The following is a 17,168-nucleotide window of genomic DNA, read 5'->3' as shown; positions in this document are numbered from 1 at the left end:
ACGCCGGATATCGGCGGATCGCGAATGTCACGTCAACTCCGACGGCAATCCGCACAGCGCTAGGAGTGCGAATCCCACGGTCCGCCGCGAACCTCCGTGCCGGCGAGGCGCTGCGAGTCGCCCGGGGAGTCCTACCGCGGACTATCTGCGGGCACCGCCGCCGCCGCCGAAGCCACCCGAACCGTGCGAGGAAATACCACCGGAGGATGTGCCACCAGAGCTGGTGCCGCCGCCGGAATTGGTTCCGCCGGAGAACTTACCGCCGGAAGAGGGGCTTCCGGTCGAACCGCCAACCGTGCCACCGCCCGTCGAACCACCCGAGGTACCACCGCTCGTAGAACCTCCCGAAGTACCGCCATTCGTGGAACCTCCCGAGGCGCCACCACTCGCGGAGCCACCCGAAGTACCGCCATTCGTGGAACCTCCCGAGGCGCCACCACTCGCGGAGCCACCCGAAGTACCGCCACTCGTGGAACCACCACTCGTCGAGCCTCCCGACGAATCGCCACCCGTAGAGCCCGATCCACCACCGCTCGTGGATCCGCCCGATGCGCCACCATCCGCAGAACCACCCGAGGTGCTGCCGTCGGTCGAACCACCGTAAGCACCAGTGCTTGTCGAGCCGCCCGAGGTACTGCCCGACGAACCGCCGCTGGTGGAATTCCCCGATGTCGAACCACTGGTGCCCGAAGTCGTACCGCCGGACGCATCACCCGTGCTGCCACCCGAGGCGGTTGCGCCCGATGTCACAGTCCCGGTGGATGCTTCGCCCGTAGTCGTACCCGGCACACCAGCGCCCGTCGAGGTGCCGCCGGTCGCCGGGGTCGCGGGACCCGGGGTGGTCGTGGTGCCAGCCGGAACGGTGGGAGTCGAATCAGCCGGGGCGGGAACCGAACCCGGAAGGCCGACGCCCGGGATGGGCGTACCAGCGGGAGGCTGGTTGGGCACGGCGGGGATCGTCCGCGGCCTTTGGATGAATGGCAGCGGGTTCAGGAACTGGGCGGGGTTGGCGTAGGTGACGCCATCGGAATGTCCTGTCCCACCGCGTGGTTCGCTGTGTCTGCCGCCGTGCGCCTCGGCCACGGACGGGCCGATTGTCGGTCCGATCGGCGTCGTCGTATGGGCGACGGGAGCGATCCCGTAGGCCGGCCGACCGGAATAGCCGAAGCCCGCCGTCGTGGTCGCCCAGCCAACCGCCGCGGAACCGGCCGCCGCGAGCGCTTCGACATCGGGCTCGAGCAGCAGGTTGTCTATCGGGAAGCTACCCGGCAAGGCATCCACCAGGGACGGCATCTGCGAAATGTTCGGGCCGCCGAATACCGTGACGGCCGATACCGCCACCGCGGAAGCCACTGCGGCACTGGAGAATACGGCGACCTTCGGCGCTCGATGCCGGCCACCGGTCGACAGCGGTGCGAAGCTGCGGGCCGCATAGCCGGCGGCGCCGGCGGCGACGGTCTGCCCCGGATCGCTCGACATCACCACCGGTCGGCCGAGTTCGGCAAGGATGCGCGCGACCTCGACGGGACGGGTGGCGCCACCGACCAGCAGAATGCAGCTGATATCGGACAGGCACCTTCCCGTCGATTCCACACATTCGTGGACCACATCGAGGGAATCCCGGATGTGCTGGGCACGCATACTCGTGATATCGACAATCGAGGTCATCTGCAGCATCGACCCGTTGTCGCCGGGTTCGGCGACCCGGGCATACCGCGCGATCATCGAACCGAGCGGCCGACCACCGAAATCATATGAACGCACGGACTTTCCGACGATCGGGTGATCGTCCCAGTCCGGTCCGACCCGCACCATCGACACATCGAGACTGGCCCCGCCGAGGTCGTACACCAGCACGAAGCCGGGCTCCATCGGTCCGCGTTCCTGTTCGAGCCACTCCGCGGCCGCGACGGGTTCGGGTATGAGCAGCACATCCGCGGCACCGGCCAGATTCAATGCCTGCCGCAGCAGCGACAGCTGCTTATCGGAATAGCATGCGGGATAGGTGGCCACGGCTCCCGCGGTCGGCGGGAAGGATTCGAGTAAGCCGTTCACCACGGCGGCGACCAGGTTCGCTGGTGACCAGAGCCGACCACCCACGACGACCGACTCCGGATCGCGCGCCAGATCGGCGAAATCCGTTACCGCCATGTCGAATTGGGGGATCCCCCCGATTCGGATGCCACCCGCACTGTCGAAGGTCACTGCCGTGCGGCGCGTCCGCACCGACGACAACGGTCGCTCGCCGGTCACCATGGCGGATACGGAGTTCACTGAACCGATGCTGAAACCCAGACCTGTAGTCATTCGCTATCCCGTCAACGCACCGAGACCACGTCCATCACACAGGAGATCCATGTGGCCGCGGTCGCTTCCCAAACAGCACCCACAGGTTAGCTGCTGCTGGATCGATTCGGATGTCGAATTGATATGAAACGTTTGGCTTCCGTTGACTCTGTTTCAAACTCCCAGCTAGATCGCATGAGAAAGATTCATTCAGACCCCTGGACGTCCGGCGTTTCGCGACCGAAAGCCCGATTCCACTGCGGTAAGCCAGATTCCGCTACCGCACAGTAACTCGAATCGAGCCCAGATCCGCCATACTGAACAGAACCACCCAGAAGCGACAACACACACCGACTGGTCGGTAACCAAATTGTTGCCAGCGCTGGAGATTTCATAGTACGGGCGTCCCGATCATCGGAATATGACGCGTCAAACGCCACGGCTGATTTACGCCAGCAGCACCACTCCCCGACCGCTTGACTGGATTCAGCGATGAGCAAGCGCTCGGACGAACCGAGTTCCCGCGCCACCTCATCGCTCATGAAATCACAAGAACGAGAAGGGAATTCGAAGACGATGTCGACACGTTTCGCGGACAAGGTCATGCTCATCACCGGGGCCAGCTCGGGTGTCGGCAAGGCGGTCGCCCTGCGGGCGGCGACCGAGGGCGCGGCGGTGGTGCTCGGCGCACGTGGCAAAGACGCGGGCGAGCAGGTCGCGGCCGATATCCGCGCGGCGGGTGGCCGGGCGATCTTCGTGCCGACCGATGTCACCATCGAGGACGAGGTCGCCCGGCTGACGCAGGCGGCCCTCACCGAATACGGTCGTCTGGACGCGGCATTCAACAATGCGGGCGCCGTCAGTGCCTTCGGCCCGATCGAGCAGATCGACGAGGCGGGATGGCGTGCCGATCTCGAACTCAATCTGACCAGCGTGTTCTACGGTCTGCGCCACCAGGTTCCGGCGATTGTCGCCTCGGGCGGCGGCGCGATCCTCAACAACGCCTCGAATCTCGGTGTCGTCGGCATGGGTTCGGTGGCACCGTATGTGGCGGCCAAGCACGGCGTCGTCGGGCTGACCCGCGCGGTGGCGCTGGAGACCGCTGAACAGGGTGTTCGCGTCAACGCGCTGGTCTCCGGCGCCGTCGATACGCCCGCTTTCCGCAACTCGATGGGCGCGACGCCCGAGGGGGAAGCGGCGATCGCCGCACTGCATCCGCTCGGCCGGATCAGCAAGCCGGAGGAGATCGCGTCGTTCTGCGCCTACCTGCTGAGCGATGAGGCCAGCTTCATCACCGGCGCGGCCCTCGCGATCGACGGTGGGTTCACCGCCAAATAGTCGCCAATCGGCACCTCGGCCCGGCATTCGCCCTCATCGCGTCGCCGTGCGCCGAGGTGCCGACCGTCGTCACGGACCCTACCGCGCACACACCATGTCGGCGGGAGGCGAAAACCGTTACACAGCACGAATAAGACATGGGCGCGCTTGCGCCGCTCAGGCGCGGGCGAGCAGGCGGCGCACGATACCGGTTCGCACCGCGCTTCGGCGGGCCAGCACCGAGGGCCGACGGCGGTGCACCAGGCGATCGAAATCCGCCGCCTTACCTGCCGGTTCACGTAACCGACCGGCGTTGAAATCATCGGCCAATTGCCGAACCGTCTCCTGCGCGCAGGATTTGTTGGTTCCGATGAATCCGGTGGGACCACGCTTGATCCAGCCGGTGACATACGTTCCGGACAGCACCGCACCACCGGACTGTTCCAGCACGCGGCCGTTCAGATTCGGGATCACGGCGGCCTGCTCGTCGAATGGCAAGCCCGGTAGGGCAACACCGCGATAACCCACCGAGGTGAGCACCAGCCCGGTATCCAACCGCTCGGTCTCCCCCGTCGCCACCGCACGGACGCGACCATCCGGGTCGGTGACGAGTTCGTTGCGGCTCAGCTCGATCCCGGTCACCTGGTCGGCGCCCAGAATCGCGGTCGGCGCGGCCAGATAACGGAAGACGATCCGCTTGCGCGCACCGAAGGGCTGCTGGGCCACGCTGCCCCCGTCCAGCGACCTGAAACCAGTCGCTACGGAGCGCAGCAGCCGTAGCTTCTGCTCGACCTGATACGGCAGTTCGCCGGTCACCGCGGGCAATTCGCCCTCGATGGCGATATCGACATCCGCGCCGAGCAGCCCGACGAATTCCGGTACGGTGAAAGCGGATTCGGCCGGACCGCGCCGACCGAGCACCACCACTTCCTCGATCTTGCTCTCCCGTAAGGCCTTCAGCGCACGGGGTGCGATATCGGTGCCCGCCAACGCTTCCGGATCGCAAGCAAGAATGCGCGCCACATCCAGGGCCACATTGCCATTGCCGACGATGACGGCCCGGCGCTGCGACAGATCGAAGGTGCGCCCGGCGTGATCCGGATGCCCGTTGTACCAGGCGACGAAGTCGGTGGCAGATACATTGCCCGCCAACCCTTCTCCAGGAATGTCCAGCTTACGATCCGAGGACGCACCGACCGCATAGATCACCGCATGGAAGTGCGCGAGCAGCTCCGCATGCGAAATATGTTTGCCCACTTCGATATTCAGGTACGACTCGAAACCAGGCTGCGCCGAGATGATATCGAAGAGCTTGTTGACCTGCCGGGTCTTGACATGGTCCGGCGCGACGCCGTACCTGGCGAGTCCATGCGGTACCGGAAGCCGGTCGAAGACCGTCACAGTGACATCGGGCTGGGTCAGCAGTTCATCGGCCGCGTACATGGCCGAGGGCCCGGATCCGATGATCGCCACCCGCAGCGGCTGACGCTCGGTGCGGATCTCGGCCGCGGGCACCGGCTGCGCCAGCAGCGGCCGCAGCCGCTGCTGCCGATAGAAGTCGGCATTGATCTCGATGAACGGCTTCTGCTCGTCGGTCAGCTTCTTCGATGACGTGATGGCATCGACCGGGCACGCACTCGCACACGCGCCGCAGTCCACGCATGCCTGCGGGTCGACATACAGCATCTCCGCCGTCCGAAAATCGGGTTCGTCCGGCGTGGGATGGATGCAGTTGACCGGGCAGGCGTAGACGCAGGACGCGTCGCTACAGCAGGACTGCGTGACGACGTACGGCACGTCAGCCGGCCTTGGCCGTGCGCAACGGCTCGGAGCGATAGCGGGTGGTGTGGCCGTCGATATTCAGCAGCTTCCAGACCGCCTTGCCGATGGGGTTCATCAGGCCGATGTCAGTGGCCAGGGTGCGCACATCGCCGAAGAAGTCGCTGAACTCCTGCTTGGCTTGCTTCGAACCGTAGAACAGCTCTTTGCGCACCTCGTCCGGGATATCGAACTCCTTGAAGAACGACCGGGGCGGGGTGTAGATGGAGCGGCCGAGGATGAACATGACGATCGGCATGACGATCGAGAGCACCAATTTATTGGCCGCATTCTTCTCGGGCACATGCTGCTCGAGAAATGCGTGCGCGAAGGAGATGTGGCGCGCTTCCTCGGCGACGTGAATCGCCATTACGCCGCGCATGATCGGATGCACATCCTCGCCCGAGCGCAGGATCGCCTTCTGAATGTGGTCGATCGGCTCCTCACCCGCGAGGACGGCCATGAAGAACAGATTGGGGAACAGGGCGGCCACCGGCGCACCGATGTACTTGAACTTGCGCACGAGCGGACCCATACCGGGAACGTCGATGCCGATCCGGTTGACCATCTCCTGGAACATCAGGGTGTGGTTGTGCTCCTCGATCATTTCGTGGGAGCAGTAACGGAATTCGGGCGAACCGTTGGGCAGGCCGAAGCTGTGCGTCACCATGCCGCTGATCAGGATGGATTCGAACTGCAGACCGACCTTGGCGACATTGGCTTGGCGGTACTTGCCGATCGCGATCTTCCGTTCCAGCGGCAATGCCTGGTACCAGGGGTGGCGACCGAGCGCATCGCCGGATACCGGGAGCACCCAGCGCTCTTCACCGGCATCGGCGGCAAAATCCGGATTGTCCCAGTCGATGTCCTCGAAGGGGTCGAAGTGCTTGTTCACCGAACCTTCGGAGAGCAGCAGCAGCTTGGCGGCATACTCCTGCGCCTTCGCCAGATCGGGATCGACTGCGGGCGTCACGGCTGTAGACATCGTCGTCACTGCCTCTCCTCGTGGGACACATTTACTGTATCCCATAGTTACACCTACGAGGAGTCACGTCAACCTGGCAGACGATCGGCATCCCCGGCGACGGTGCGGTGCGCCGCCGGGTCCGCCGCTACCGCAGCCCGAGTTGCGACAGGCTCGCGACCACCGAGTCGGCGGGCAGCGCCAGCGCGAGCGCCACTCCAGCGGCCGACATCCCCGCCGCGATCGCCACCCGGGTCAAGCGGCGCCTGGTGCGCCGTGAAAGTAAAAGGGCGCGCGTCGTCGCGCTGCGTGGTTTGCGCCGATGGTGATGTCCGGTCGCCTCCTCGTCCGCGGCGGCGGCTCGACGCGCCATGAGGGCGGCGCCGTCGGCGATCGTGCGTTCCGGATCCGGGGCCGTAATCACCGGGCGCGCCAGTTCACCGGCGAGCACCTGGGCCACCTCGACCGGCCGGGCCGCGCCGCCGACCACCAGCACGCAGTCCACATCGGCCATGGTCACATCCGCCATCCGCAGACAGCGATAGATCAGCTTCAGTGACGATCGGATATGGATGGTGCGCAGTTCGTCGGCGGTGACACCGGTGACCGCACCGGAGATGGAGGCGGGCACGGTCCCGTTCCCGGCCCGCGCTGCGACCAGCGCGCCGAAGGCCCGTCCGCCGAATTCCGTCGAACGGATCGGCACGCCGACGATCGGATTGTGCGGACAGCCCGCGCCGACTCGCACCAGGGTGATATCGAGGCTTGCTCCGCCTAGGTCATAGACCAGGGCGAGGCCCGGCATCAGTGGCCCGCGTTCGACCTCGAGCCAGGTGGCCGCCGCGACGGGTTCGGCGACCAGCGCGACATGAGTCAGGCCGATCGCGTCCAGCGCCGCGCGCAACTCCCCCAGCTGGCCTTCGGTGTAGCCCGCCGGATGCGTCAGGGTGACACCCGCACCGACCGCTCGACGATCACGACGCGCCTCGGTGATCAGGCAATCCGCGACGACCGCGATCAGATCGGCCGCGGTCAGCGCGCGGTGCCCGACCCTGGCCTGCTTGGTCTTGCGTTGGCTCAGATCGGCGAATTCGGTGATAGCGCGCCCGTGCCGCGGAATCATGCCGACCCTGGCCATTCCGGTGCTGTCGAAGGTGAGGGTGGTGCGGCGGGTGACGGCGGGCGAGCGTTCGGCGGCGGAGCGGCGACCGGGTGGAGCCTTGGCCGAACCCTCCTCCGCCAGAGCGGAAACCGTGTTCACCGTGCCTATGCTCAAACCGAGACCAACCGCCATCGCAATCCTCTGATCGCCGAGCCGATTTGCTTCGAACCTTGTTCACGCAACCACTCCGCGACCGGCCTGCCAACCACCGGACACACGGTTGTCCGCATGCCGCCGCCACCAACACAGGTTGCACAGCAAGAGCACCGATCCCGGCTCACCTGGCACGGGACGTAACGCGCCGATGTCGCAGCCGGAACTTCTTACGGCGCGCCGGAATTCAATGATGCCCTGTCACTGTTTGCCAGCAGGCGGCCGGCTCATCCCACCGGCTTCCAATACATGTTCTTACATGCGAAAACAGCCCACAATCAGACCCCAGTCGAGGTTGCCGAGTACGCCACAACAAGCCGAACCCGAGCCGTATCGAAACCGACCAGTCCGCCATCGGCCGGATGAGCCCGATCCGGCAACGAGTTCCGACTCCCCGCACCGGAATTCACGAGCGATTCCGGTGCGGGAAATCAAAACCTTTACCCCCATTGGCAACTCATCAGCAACAGCCCAGCACCGCTTGGGCACTCGTCGCCCGCCGCATCGGTCCCTGCCGTGGTCCGAGCAATCGCGACACCATCTGCGCGGCCTGCTCCTGCCACCGCGCGTACGCCGTCGGAAAGCCTGAGCGCTGCGCGGCCTGCGCCGCCTGCCACAGCGGCATCGCCTGGTACTCAGGCGCGTGGACCAGCAGTGCGTCCAGGAATCGCTCGGTCGCGTAGCGCAGATCGGTGAGCTGCGCGGGCGTACCCCAGCCCGCGGACGGCCGCTGCTGGAACACCCCGAGCGAGTCGTGATCGACCGCCTCGGTCAGATTGCGCAGCAGCGATTCCTGCAGTGCGGTGGCCAGCGCGACCACCGCCGCATAGGCGGGCAGATCGCGACGCAGGACCACGTCGACAATCGTTCGCGCGTTGTCCCATTGCTCCGGATTCGGCGTGAAATGCCGTTGCTCGCCCTCGATTCCGTGCGGTACCAACTGCGCCGGAGTGAGACCGGCAGATGAGTTCGGGATCGGCTTCCCCACCGATTCCGGACCGATTGCGGCCACCTCGGGCGAGTCCGCGGGAATCTCGGTGATAACCGGGCCATCCGGTGCGCGCACTGCCGGCGTTCCGGGTGGCGGTGCGGCGATTGCCGGACCGGATTGGACTATCACCGCGACGCCGGCAGCGGCCAGCGCCAGAAATATCTGTCTTCGAATTGACATGGTGATCGTTCAACTTCCCGCCGCCCGCATACGGGCCGCGTTCGACGACCATTGCGAATGCTCACATCGGATTACGTTCCGATAATTCACCGGAACCCACTAGCGGGTGTTTCGCATTCAGCACAATATGAGACGCGGAAACCGGAGTTCGGTTTCGACACGCCAGGAATGGCCACGGATTTCGCGTATACGGAATCCGCAGCCATAAAGCAGCGTCGAATTCGCCCTTATCCCGCAGGCAGTTCCGGAATACGGGTGGCGCGGGCGTAGACGGTTTCCCCGTCGTTGAGCTGCAGCGCCTCGGCATCACCGCGGGTCACCTGGGCGGCGAACAGATCGCCGGTGGCCGCATTGCGCAACTCGACGCGCACCTCGAATCCGAGGTGCACAACGCGTTCCACAGTGGCGCGGGTGACACCCGCCGACTCCGCGGTGCCCTCGTCTTTGGCGAGCGCCATGCTGGCGTCGCGGCCGACGCGAATATCGTGCGGACGCACCAGATGTCCGTTGAGCCGGGCCACGGCGCCGAGGAAGGACATCACGAATTCGTTGGCGGGCCGATCGTAGACGTCCTCCGGGCTGCCGACCTGTTCGATACGGCCCTTGTTCATCACCGCGATCCGGTCGGCGACGTCGAGGGCCTCCTCCTGGTCGTGGGTGACCAGCACGGTGGTGACATGGACCTCCTCGTGCAGCCGGCGCAGCCAGGTGCGCAGATCGGCGCGCACCTTGGCGTCGAGCGCGCCGAACGGCTCGTCCAACAACAGCACCTGCGGGTCGACCGCCAGCGCGCGAGCCAGTGCCATGCGCTGACGCTGGCCGCCGGAGAGCTGGGCCGGGTAGCGGTGCTGGAAGCCGTCGAGGCCGACGATGCCGAGCAATTCGTCGACGCGCTTTGCGATTTCGCCCTTGGGACGCTTGCGGATCTTGAGTCCGAAGGCCACATTGTCGCGCACGGTCATATGCTTGAACGCGGCGTAGTGCTGGAATACGAAGCCGATATCGCGCTTCTGCGGTGGTATGTGGGTGACATCGTTGCCCGCGATGGCGACGACGCCGGCGTCCAGCGATTCCAGGCCCGCGATCGAGCGCAGCAGCGTCGACTTGCCCGAACCCGATGGGCCGAGCAGGGCGGTCAGCTCTCCCGACGGGATCTCGATGCTGACATCGTTCAGGGCGGCGAAGGAACCGTAGTTCTTCTTCGCATTGGTCACGGTGATCACTTGGTGCCCCGCTTACGTTCGAGGAGGGTCATCAACAGAAGGACTACGAGGGCAAGGCCCATCAGCAGGGTCGCGGCGGCGTAGGCGCCGAAGGTGTTGTGGTCGTTGATGTATCGACCGTGTACGAGCAGGGTCAGCGTCTGCGATTTACCCGGCAGCGCGGAGGACACCATGATCACCGCGCCGAATTCGCCGAGCGCACGCGCGACGGTCAGCACGACACCGTAGGTCAGGCCCCAGCGGATCGCGGGCAGGGTGATCCGCCAGAAGGTCTGCCAGCGGGACGCGCCGAGGGTGGCCGCGGCCTGCTCCTGATCGTCGCCGATCTCGTGCAGCACCGGCTCGACCTCGCGCACCACGAACGGCAGCGTGACGAAGATCGTCGCGATCACCATGCCGGGCAGATTGAAGATCACCTTGAAACCGACGTCTTCGAGTCCGCCGAACCAGCCGTCCGCACCCCACAGCAGGATCAGCGAGACGCCGACCACGACCGGTGAGACGGCGAAAGGCAGATCCACGATGCCCTGCACCAGTGTGCGGCCCGGGAACTTGCCGCGCACGAGGGCGATCGCGGTGACGATGCCGAAGATGACATTCACCGGAACCACGATCGCCACGATGAGGATCGACAGCTGGAATGCCGAGATCGCCGCGGGCGTGGAGATCGAGTCGATGAACGCGCCGATCCCCTTCTCGAAGGTGCGCCACAGAATGATGATCAGCGGCAGCACGAGCAAGATGAACAGGTAGCCGAGCGCAATCACGCGCAGCGAAATACGAGTCGGCGAGGACAGATTCATTGCGCCTCCTGCTCTTTGCGCGCCGTGCGCTCGGCCCACAGCCGCAGCACGAGCAGGGTCGCGAACGAGATGACCAGCAGTGCGACCGACACCGCGGCCGCGTTCACCGGCCGGTCGATCTCGATCTGCTTCTGGATGTACTGCGAGGCCATCTCGGTCTTACGTGGAATGGCACCACCGATCAGCACCACCGAACCGTATTCGCCGATGGCGCGGGCGAAAGCGAGCCCGCCGCCGCTGATGATGGCGGGCGCGAGGGTCGGCAGGACGATGCGGCGGAAGGTGGTCCAGTTGTCCGCGCCGAGCGACAGCGCGGCCTGCTCGACCTCGCGGTCGGCCTCGATGAGCACCGGCTGCACCGAGCGCACCACGAACGGCAGCGTGACGAACGCCAGCGCTACCACGAGGCCGGGCTGGGTGGCGTTGAGGTGGATATCGATCGGACTCTGCGGCCCGTAGAGCGACAGCAGCACGATGCTCGCCACGATCGTCGGTAGCGCGAACGGTAGGTCGATGAGCGCGTTGACGATGCTCTTGCCCGGGAACTCGTCACGGACCAGCACCCACGCGATCAGCGTGCCCATCACCACATTGATGATCGCCACCACCACGGAAACGAGCACCGTGATGCGCAACGAGTCGATGGCCGCGGGTGCGGTGATCGCATCCCAGAACCCGGACCAGCCGTCATCGAATGAGGTGACGGTGAGCGCGGCCAGTGGCAGCAGCACGATGATGCTGAGCCAGAGCACCGCGGTGGCGATGCCGAGCGGCCCCACCGAACCGGTTACCCGCAGCCACGACCAGGTGCGACCAGCGGCTTTGGGTGTGGCGTCTTCGGAGCCGCCGGGAGCGGGCGCATGCCCGATCCCGGCGCTGCTGCTGTCAGTCACGATCGTCCAGTATCCTGCTTCGATTTGCGGTGTGCGCGGTGCCTTCCGGCGTTACGCAAGCTGCCTCCTCCGGGCCCAACGCACACACCGCGGGGTGTTCCGGATCACCGACTTACTTGGTGGCCTTGTCGTAGATGACCGCGACGGAGCCGGTGTTCGCGGTGAACAGGTCCTTGTCGACAGTCTTCCAGCCACCGAGATCGGCGATGGTCCACAGCTTCTGCGGAGTCGGGAAGTCCTTGGCGTAGTCGGCGGCCACCTTCGGGTCGACCGGGCGGAATCCCGCCGAGGCCCAAGCCTTTTGGCCCTCGGTGGTGAACAGGAAGTCGCGGAAGGCGTTCGCCGTGTCCAGATGCTTGCTGTTCTTCAGTACCGCGACCGGGTTCTCGATCTTGAAGGTGGTCGGCGGCACGATGTGCTCGATCGGATCGCCGTTGCGCTCGGAGAAGATCGCCTCGTTCTCGTAGCTCAGCAGCACGTCACCGGTGCCCTGCAGGAAGGTCTCGGTGGCCTCACGGCCCGACTTCGGCTGCACCTGCACGTGCTCCTTGGAGATCAGCTGGCTCAGGTAGTCCAGACCCGCCTGCGGGTTCTTGCCGCCGTCGCTCTTGGCCGCATACGGCGCGAGCAGATTCCACTTGGCCGAGCCCGAGCTGAACGGGTTCGGGGTGACGACCTGGATACCCGGCTTGAGCAGATCGTCCCAGTCCTTGATGCCCTTCGGATTGCCCTTGCGCACCACGATCGCGACGACCGAGCCGAACGGAATTCCCTTGGTAGCGTCGGCATTCCAGCTCGGATCGACCAGACCGGCGTCGACCAGGCGGGTGATATCGGGCTCGACCGAGAAGTTGACGATATCGGCCTCGGCGCCGTCCTTGACCTTGCGGGACTGATCGCCCGACGCGCCGTAGGAGCCGTTGATCTGGACGCCCTTGCCCTTATCGGTCTTGTTGAATTCCGGGACGACCTTGTCGAAACCGGGCTTCGGGACCGCGTAGGCGTAGAGGTTGAGGGTGCCGCCGCTGCCGTCGGGCCCACCTGCGCCCACGGTGTCGCTCGCTCCACCACCGCACGCGGTGAGCACGACGGCGGCGACGGCCGTTAGCGCGGCGATCACCGGGCGACGGTGCGATCGGGAGGATCCGAGGAGCAAGGACCTGGGTGACATGGGTGGAACCTTTCCTAATGCGCTCCGCCGCGACGTGGACTAGTTGTCGCGGCGGTAGAACTGTGGCGCGACTTGTCGACCGAAGGTCGGGGGTACGGACACTGCTGCGAAAAAGTTTGCGCGCCAGTCTAGAGAAAGATGGGTGCGCAGCAGCGCCCGGCGCCGATCAGCGACAGAGAATGTCCGCGACCGCGAGATTGCCGACAGCGATCAACGCCAATTCATGGCGGACCTGCGGGACGACAATCGAAGACACGGGCAGACTGTATCAGAGGAAATGCCACCAGCTCGAATCAACAGAGTTCCAGGAAGAGGGGGGTTTCATCCCATGACTACCAGCCCGGACCGCGTGCGCACTGTATTCCCTGATATCAGCACTCGCGCGTGGGAGCATCCCGCCGATCGCACGGCGTTGGTGACGCTGCGCTCACTCAGCGGGTTCGATACCGTTTTGCGAACCTTGTCCGGATTGCTGCAAGAACGCCAGCACCGGCTGCTGTACCTCGCGACCGCGGTCCGGGTGGACGAGCGCCAGTTCCGTTCGCTGCACCAGCTGCGTCAGGATTGTGTGGAAATCCTGGACGCGCGCATCACCCCCGAGATGTTCGTCTTGCAGAGCCCGCACGTGAACGCCCTCACGATCGGCATGGACCAGCCGTTCATCGTGCTGACAACCGGACTGATCGATCTGATGGACACCGAGGAGCTGCGCTTCGTCGTCGGTCACGAACTCGGGCACGCGCTGTCCGGACATGCGGTGTACCGCACCATGCTCATGCATCTACTGCGCATTTCGGCCAATCTGGGCTGGATGCCGGTCGGTGGCTGGGCACTGCGCGCAATCGTTGCCGCACTGATGGAGTGGAGCCGCAAATCCGAGTTGTCCGGCGACCGGGCCGGATTGCTGTGCGGTCAGGATGTCGAGGCGTCGGTGCGGGTGCACATGAAGACCGCGGGCGGCACCTGGATCAAGGAGATGAACCACGGCGCGTTCCTGCAGCAGGCCGATGACTACGAGCGCTCCGGCGATCTGCGCGACGGTGTACTGAAGCTGCTCAATCTGGAACTGCAGAGCCATCCGTTCTCGGTGCTGCGGGCCGCGGAACTGCGCCGCTGGATCCAATCCGGCGAATACAACCGCATGCTCGGCGGTGACTACCCACGCCGCGAACACGATAAGACCACCAGGATCAGCGACGAGATCAAGGAGGCCGCGCGCACCTATCGGCAGAACTTCGACCAATCCGAGGATCCGCTGATCCGCACCGTGCGCCATCTCGGGCGCGATGTCGGATCCGCGGTGAGCACGGTCGGTCAGGAGGTCGGCGAGACCGTCTCCAAGATCGGCAAGCGGTTCAATGACTGGCGCAGCGGAGCCGACCGGGAATCCGACGAATAACAACCGCTCGCGCAAGCTTGCGTGGGCGCGCCTGAACATCAGCCGACAGTCCACCTGGCTGATGGAGCATTGTGTGAGGTCGACGAGAACGGGTGGATCGACGCATTCGATGACGAGGGTTGATCGTCCCGATAGCTGGCGTCGACATCGCTCGCCGTGTACCGGCCCCACGGGCTCAGGCTGGGTGAGTCGCCGGTGTGTGTGCCGGCTGGAACGCGCCGGAGGTGTGTGACTGCTCGGCCCTGATCACGTGCGTCACCGCATTGATCAGCGCCAGATGGGTGAATGCCTGCGGGAAGTTGCCGAGATGACGTCCGCTGCGCGAATCGATCTCCTCGGCATAGAGCCGCAACGGACTCGCATAGCCGAGCAGTCGCTCGCACAAGTGCCGGGCTCGCTGTAGTTCGCCGATCTCCACGAGTGCGGAGACCAGCCAGAACGAGCAGATGGTGAAGGTGCCCTCCGCGCCGGTCAATCCGTCATCGGTGGTTTCGGTCCGGTAGCGCAGCACCAGACCGTTCTCGGTGAGCCGGTCGGCGATCGAGAGCACGGTGGCGCGCACCCGATGGTCGGTAGGCGGCAGGAAGCGGTTCAGCACCACCAGCAGCAGTGACGCGTCCAGGGTGTCGCCGCCGTAGGTCTGGGTGAAGACACCGTCGGCATTCACGCCGTTGGTGAGGATATCGGCCTTGATCTGGTCGGCGATGGTGTACCACTCGGTGGCCCGCTCGTATTCGCCGTGCAGTTCGGCCAGCTTCGCGCCGCGGTCCAGCGCAACCCAGCACATCACCTTCGACGAGGTGAAATGCTGTGGCTCACCGCGCACTTCCCAGATGCCGCGGTCGGGTTCCTGCCAGCGCGCGATGGTCGCCTCGACCTGGCGCTCCAGCAGTGGCCACAGCGACTCCGGCACCTGTTGGCGGGATTTCACGTGCAGGTACACCGCGTCGAGCATGGTGCCCCAGATGTCGTGCTGGTCCTGGTTGTACGCGCCGTTGCCGATGCGCACAGGTTTGGCGCCGTCGTAGCCGGTCAGGTTGTCGAGCGTGGTCTCGGTGATGTCGCGTTCACCGCCGATGCCGTAGAGCACCTGCAGCGGAACGGGTTCGCCGTTGTCGCCGGTGGTGGCGTCGTTGAGGAAGGCGAAGAAGTCATTCGCCTCGCGGTCCAGGCCGAGGGTGTACAGGCCCCACAAAGCGAAGCTGGAATCGCGCACCCAGGTATAGCGGTAGTCCCAGTTGCGTTGGCCGCCAGGGGTTTCCGGTAGCGAGGTGGTTGCGGCGGCCATCAGCGCACCAGTCGGCGCGTAGGTGAGTCCCTTGAGCGTCAGCGCACTGCGCTGGAGGTAGTTGCGCCATGGATGATCCGGGAAATCGCCGAGGGTGATCCACTGCCGCCAGCATTCGGTGGTCTGCCACATCTTCTGCGCCGCCTCGTCGAAGGTGCGCGGTGCGGGCAGCTCCGACCAGGTCAGCGCGACGAACACCTCGTCGCCCTCCTTCATCCTGGTCCGCGCGCGGGCCTCACGGCCCTCTAGTCCGAGCCGCAGGTCGGTGGTCAGCACCAGTGTGGGGCCCACACTCGGATCGGTGCTGCGCACCGCGGTGGCCTCCTCGTACACCTTGCCGGTGTACTCCCAGCGGGCCGGGGCGCGGTGGTAATCGAAGGCGGGCTCGCAGCTCATCTCCAGCTCGACCGTGCCGTTCACGCACTTCACCGTGCGCAGCAGGACGTGCTCGGCATCCCAGTCCATCGGCGTGCGGCGATGGGTCTTGCTGCGCTGATCGTTGTTGTGCCAGGGACCGAGCACCAGCGCGTCGCGCACGATCAGCCAGCCGGTCTCGGACTGCCAGGTGGTCTCCAGGATCATGCCACCGGGCAGATACCGTCGCGCCGCGGGCACATTGACCCCGTACGGGCCGATCCGGAAATGTCCGGCGCTGCGATCGAGCATCGCGCCGAAGATGCTCGGCGAATCGGGCCGTGGCACGCACATCCACTCGACGCCGCCATTGCTGGCTATCAGACAGCTGGTCTCACAGTCGGACAGGAATGCGTAATCGTCGATCGGCGGATAGGTGGCGTGCTGACGCATGTCACTCAGCTGACTGAGCACGGGCAGGTCGGCAGGTTCGTCTACGGTCAGATCATCGGAAGACGCCATACCTCATCTTCGGTCCGTCTGCCCGTGTCGTCCACCGAGCGCGCCGAAACCCGGCCACCACGCGGTGCCGACGGCGCGGCAAATTCAACACCGCTAGGCTGGTGCCGTGCATCAGATTGCAGGGTGGTGGGACGGCTTCGAGCTGTGGGTGGCGGGTTTGCCGTTTATCCCGCAGTTCATCGTGGTGTTGGTCGGCATGGTTCCGGTCAGCTTCGCCATCGCCTACCTGCTGGACCGACTGCTGCGGGTCTCGCTGCAACTGCTCGGCCGTAATCGCGCGACCTCGACGGCACTCACCGCCGAAGACGTCGTGGGCCCCGAGGCCGCCCTGATGCCCGAGCCGATCGCGCCGCCGGTGGCGGTGCGCGAGACCGCGCAGAGCGGGGCGCGTTGATGCCGCGTTCCCGCGTTCAGCTCGCCTTGATCGCCCTGCTCGTGCTCGTGGTCATCGCCTGGCTCGTCACCCGCTAGCTGAGTAGTCCGCACCGCTCGTCTACTTCTTTGCCGATCTTGGGGCGGGCTCGCCGACCTCAGCTCATCACGAAGCCCGTATCGCGCGCTGGATCGCGTACGGCCCTACCGATGCGGCCACCCTGCGATCTGCTTGCGCGGCCGAGCTGCGTCCTGCTGACGCGGCCGCGCCG

14 protein-coding genes are annotated in these 17,168 nt (G+C 65.5%); 3 read left to right on the top strand and 11 right to left on the bottom strand.

All coding sequences use genetic code 11. From position 1 onward, the window contains the following. Nucleotides 1-141: 141 nt before the first annotated feature. Nucleotides 142-2,274, bottom strand: coding sequence for an Hsp70 family protein (locus ACIBW7_RS12285; protein WP_397046318.1), 2,133 nt, complete (start codon nucleotides 2,272-2,274; stop codon nucleotides 142-144). A gap of 588 nt (nucleotides 2,275-2,862) precedes the next feature. On the opposite strand from ACIBW7_RS12285, the gene ACIBW7_RS12280 reads away from it, so the two are divergent. Then, nucleotides 2,863-3,624, top strand: a complete 762-nt coding sequence (locus ACIBW7_RS12280; protein ID WP_397046317.1) for an SDR family NAD(P)-dependent oxidoreductase — start codon at nucleotides 2,863-2,865, stop codon at nucleotides 3,622-3,624. A 156-nt stretch (nucleotides 3,625-3,780) separates the two neighbouring features. On the opposite strand, the gene ACIBW7_RS12275 is transcribed toward ACIBW7_RS12280, so the two are convergent. The 9 genes from ACIBW7_RS12275 to ACIBW7_RS12235 form a co-directional block, all read right to left on the bottom strand. Next, the gene (locus ACIBW7_RS12275; protein ID WP_397046316.1) at nucleotides 3,781-5,400 is read right to left on the bottom strand and encodes an FAD-dependent oxidoreductase; all 1,620 of its coding nucleotides are present in this window, start codon (nucleotides 5,398-5,400) and stop codon (nucleotides 3,781-3,783) included. Nucleotide 5,401: 1 nt separating this feature from the next. Beyond that, entirely contained in the window at nucleotides 5,402-6,406 is a 1,005-nt protein-coding gene (locus tag ACIBW7_RS12270) for a diiron oxygenase (protein ID WP_397046556.1), read from the bottom strand. Nucleotides 6,407-6,533: 127 nt separating this feature from the next. After that, nucleotides 6,534-7,646 (bottom strand): Hsp70 family protein, encoded by a 1,113-nt coding sequence (locus ACIBW7_RS12265; RefSeq protein ID WP_397046315.1) that lies wholly within the window; start codon nucleotides 7,644-7,646, stop codon nucleotides 6,534-6,536. Between the two features lie 514 nt (nucleotides 7,647-8,160). Beyond that, nucleotides 8,161-8,871 (bottom strand): hypothetical protein, encoded by a 711-nt coding sequence (locus ACIBW7_RS12260; RefSeq protein ID WP_397046314.1) that lies wholly within the window; start codon nucleotides 8,869-8,871, stop codon nucleotides 8,161-8,163. 227 nt (nucleotides 8,872-9,098) lie between these two features. Further along, complete coding sequence (locus ACIBW7_RS12255) at nucleotides 9,099-10,094, bottom strand: sulfate/molybdate ABC transporter ATP-binding protein (RefSeq protein WP_397046313.1); 996 nt, start codon at nucleotides 10,092-10,094, stop codon at nucleotides 9,099-9,101. Beyond that, the gene (gene cysW, locus ACIBW7_RS12250) at nucleotides 10,091-10,897 is read right to left on the bottom strand and encodes a sulfate ABC transporter permease subunit CysW (RefSeq protein ID WP_397046312.1); all 807 of its coding nucleotides are present in this window, start codon (nucleotides 10,895-10,897) and stop codon (nucleotides 10,091-10,093) included. Before cysW ends, ACIBW7_RS12255 begins: the two co-directional genes overlap by 4 nt. Next, nucleotides 10,894-11,694: a sulfate ABC transporter permease subunit CysT gene (cysT, locus tag ACIBW7_RS12245; protein WP_397046555.1), complete on the bottom strand. Its 801-nt coding sequence runs from the start codon at nucleotides 11,692-11,694 to the stop codon at nucleotides 10,894-10,896. The genes cysW and cysT overlap by 4 nt, the downstream gene beginning before the upstream one ends. A gap of 208 nt (nucleotides 11,695-11,902) precedes the next feature. Then, entirely contained in the window at nucleotides 11,903-12,961 is a 1,059-nt protein-coding gene (locus tag ACIBW7_RS12240) for a sulfate ABC transporter substrate-binding protein (protein ID WP_397046311.1), read from the bottom strand. Nucleotides 12,962-13,127: 166 nt separating this feature from the next. Then, a complete protein-coding gene (locus ACIBW7_RS12235; RefSeq protein WP_387290907.1) occupies nucleotides 13,128-13,217 on the bottom strand; it encodes an Ms4533A family Cys-rich leader peptide in 90 nt (29 codons plus the stop codon). 72 nt (nucleotides 13,218-13,289) lie between these two features. Here ACIBW7_RS12235 and ACIBW7_RS12230 point away from each other — a divergent pair, with 72 nt between their 5' ends. Then, the gene (locus tag ACIBW7_RS12230) at nucleotides 13,290-14,360 is read left to right on the top strand and encodes a M48 family metallopeptidase (protein WP_397046310.1); all 1,071 of its coding nucleotides are present in this window, start codon (nucleotides 13,290-13,292) and stop codon (nucleotides 14,358-14,360) included. A gap of 175 nt (nucleotides 14,361-14,535) precedes the next feature. Here the strand turns inward: ACIBW7_RS12230 and ACIBW7_RS12225 are convergent, their stop codons facing one another. Beyond that, on the bottom strand, nucleotides 14,536-16,524 hold the full coding sequence (locus ACIBW7_RS12225; RefSeq protein WP_397046309.1) for a glycoside hydrolase family 15 protein: 1,989 nt from the start codon (nucleotides 16,522-16,524) through the stop codon (nucleotides 14,536-14,538). 106 nt (nucleotides 16,525-16,630) lie between these two features. Here ACIBW7_RS12225 and ACIBW7_RS12220 point away from each other — a divergent pair, with 106 nt between their 5' ends. Continuing rightward, nucleotides 16,631-16,918, top strand: a complete 288-nt coding sequence (locus ACIBW7_RS12220; RefSeq protein ID WP_397046308.1) for a hypothetical protein — start codon at nucleotides 16,631-16,633, stop codon at nucleotides 16,916-16,918. Nucleotides 16,919-17,168: the final 250 nt, after the last annotated feature.

It is taken from the genome of Nocardia sp. NPDC049526 (assembly GCF_044465765.1).
In the GTDB taxonomy this organism is placed as follows: Bacteria; Actinomycetota; Actinomycetes; order Mycobacteriales; family Mycobacteriaceae; genus Nocardia.
The sequence above is the reverse complement of the archived record's forward strand: the minus strand, read 5'-3'. Positions and strand labels throughout refer to the sequence as shown.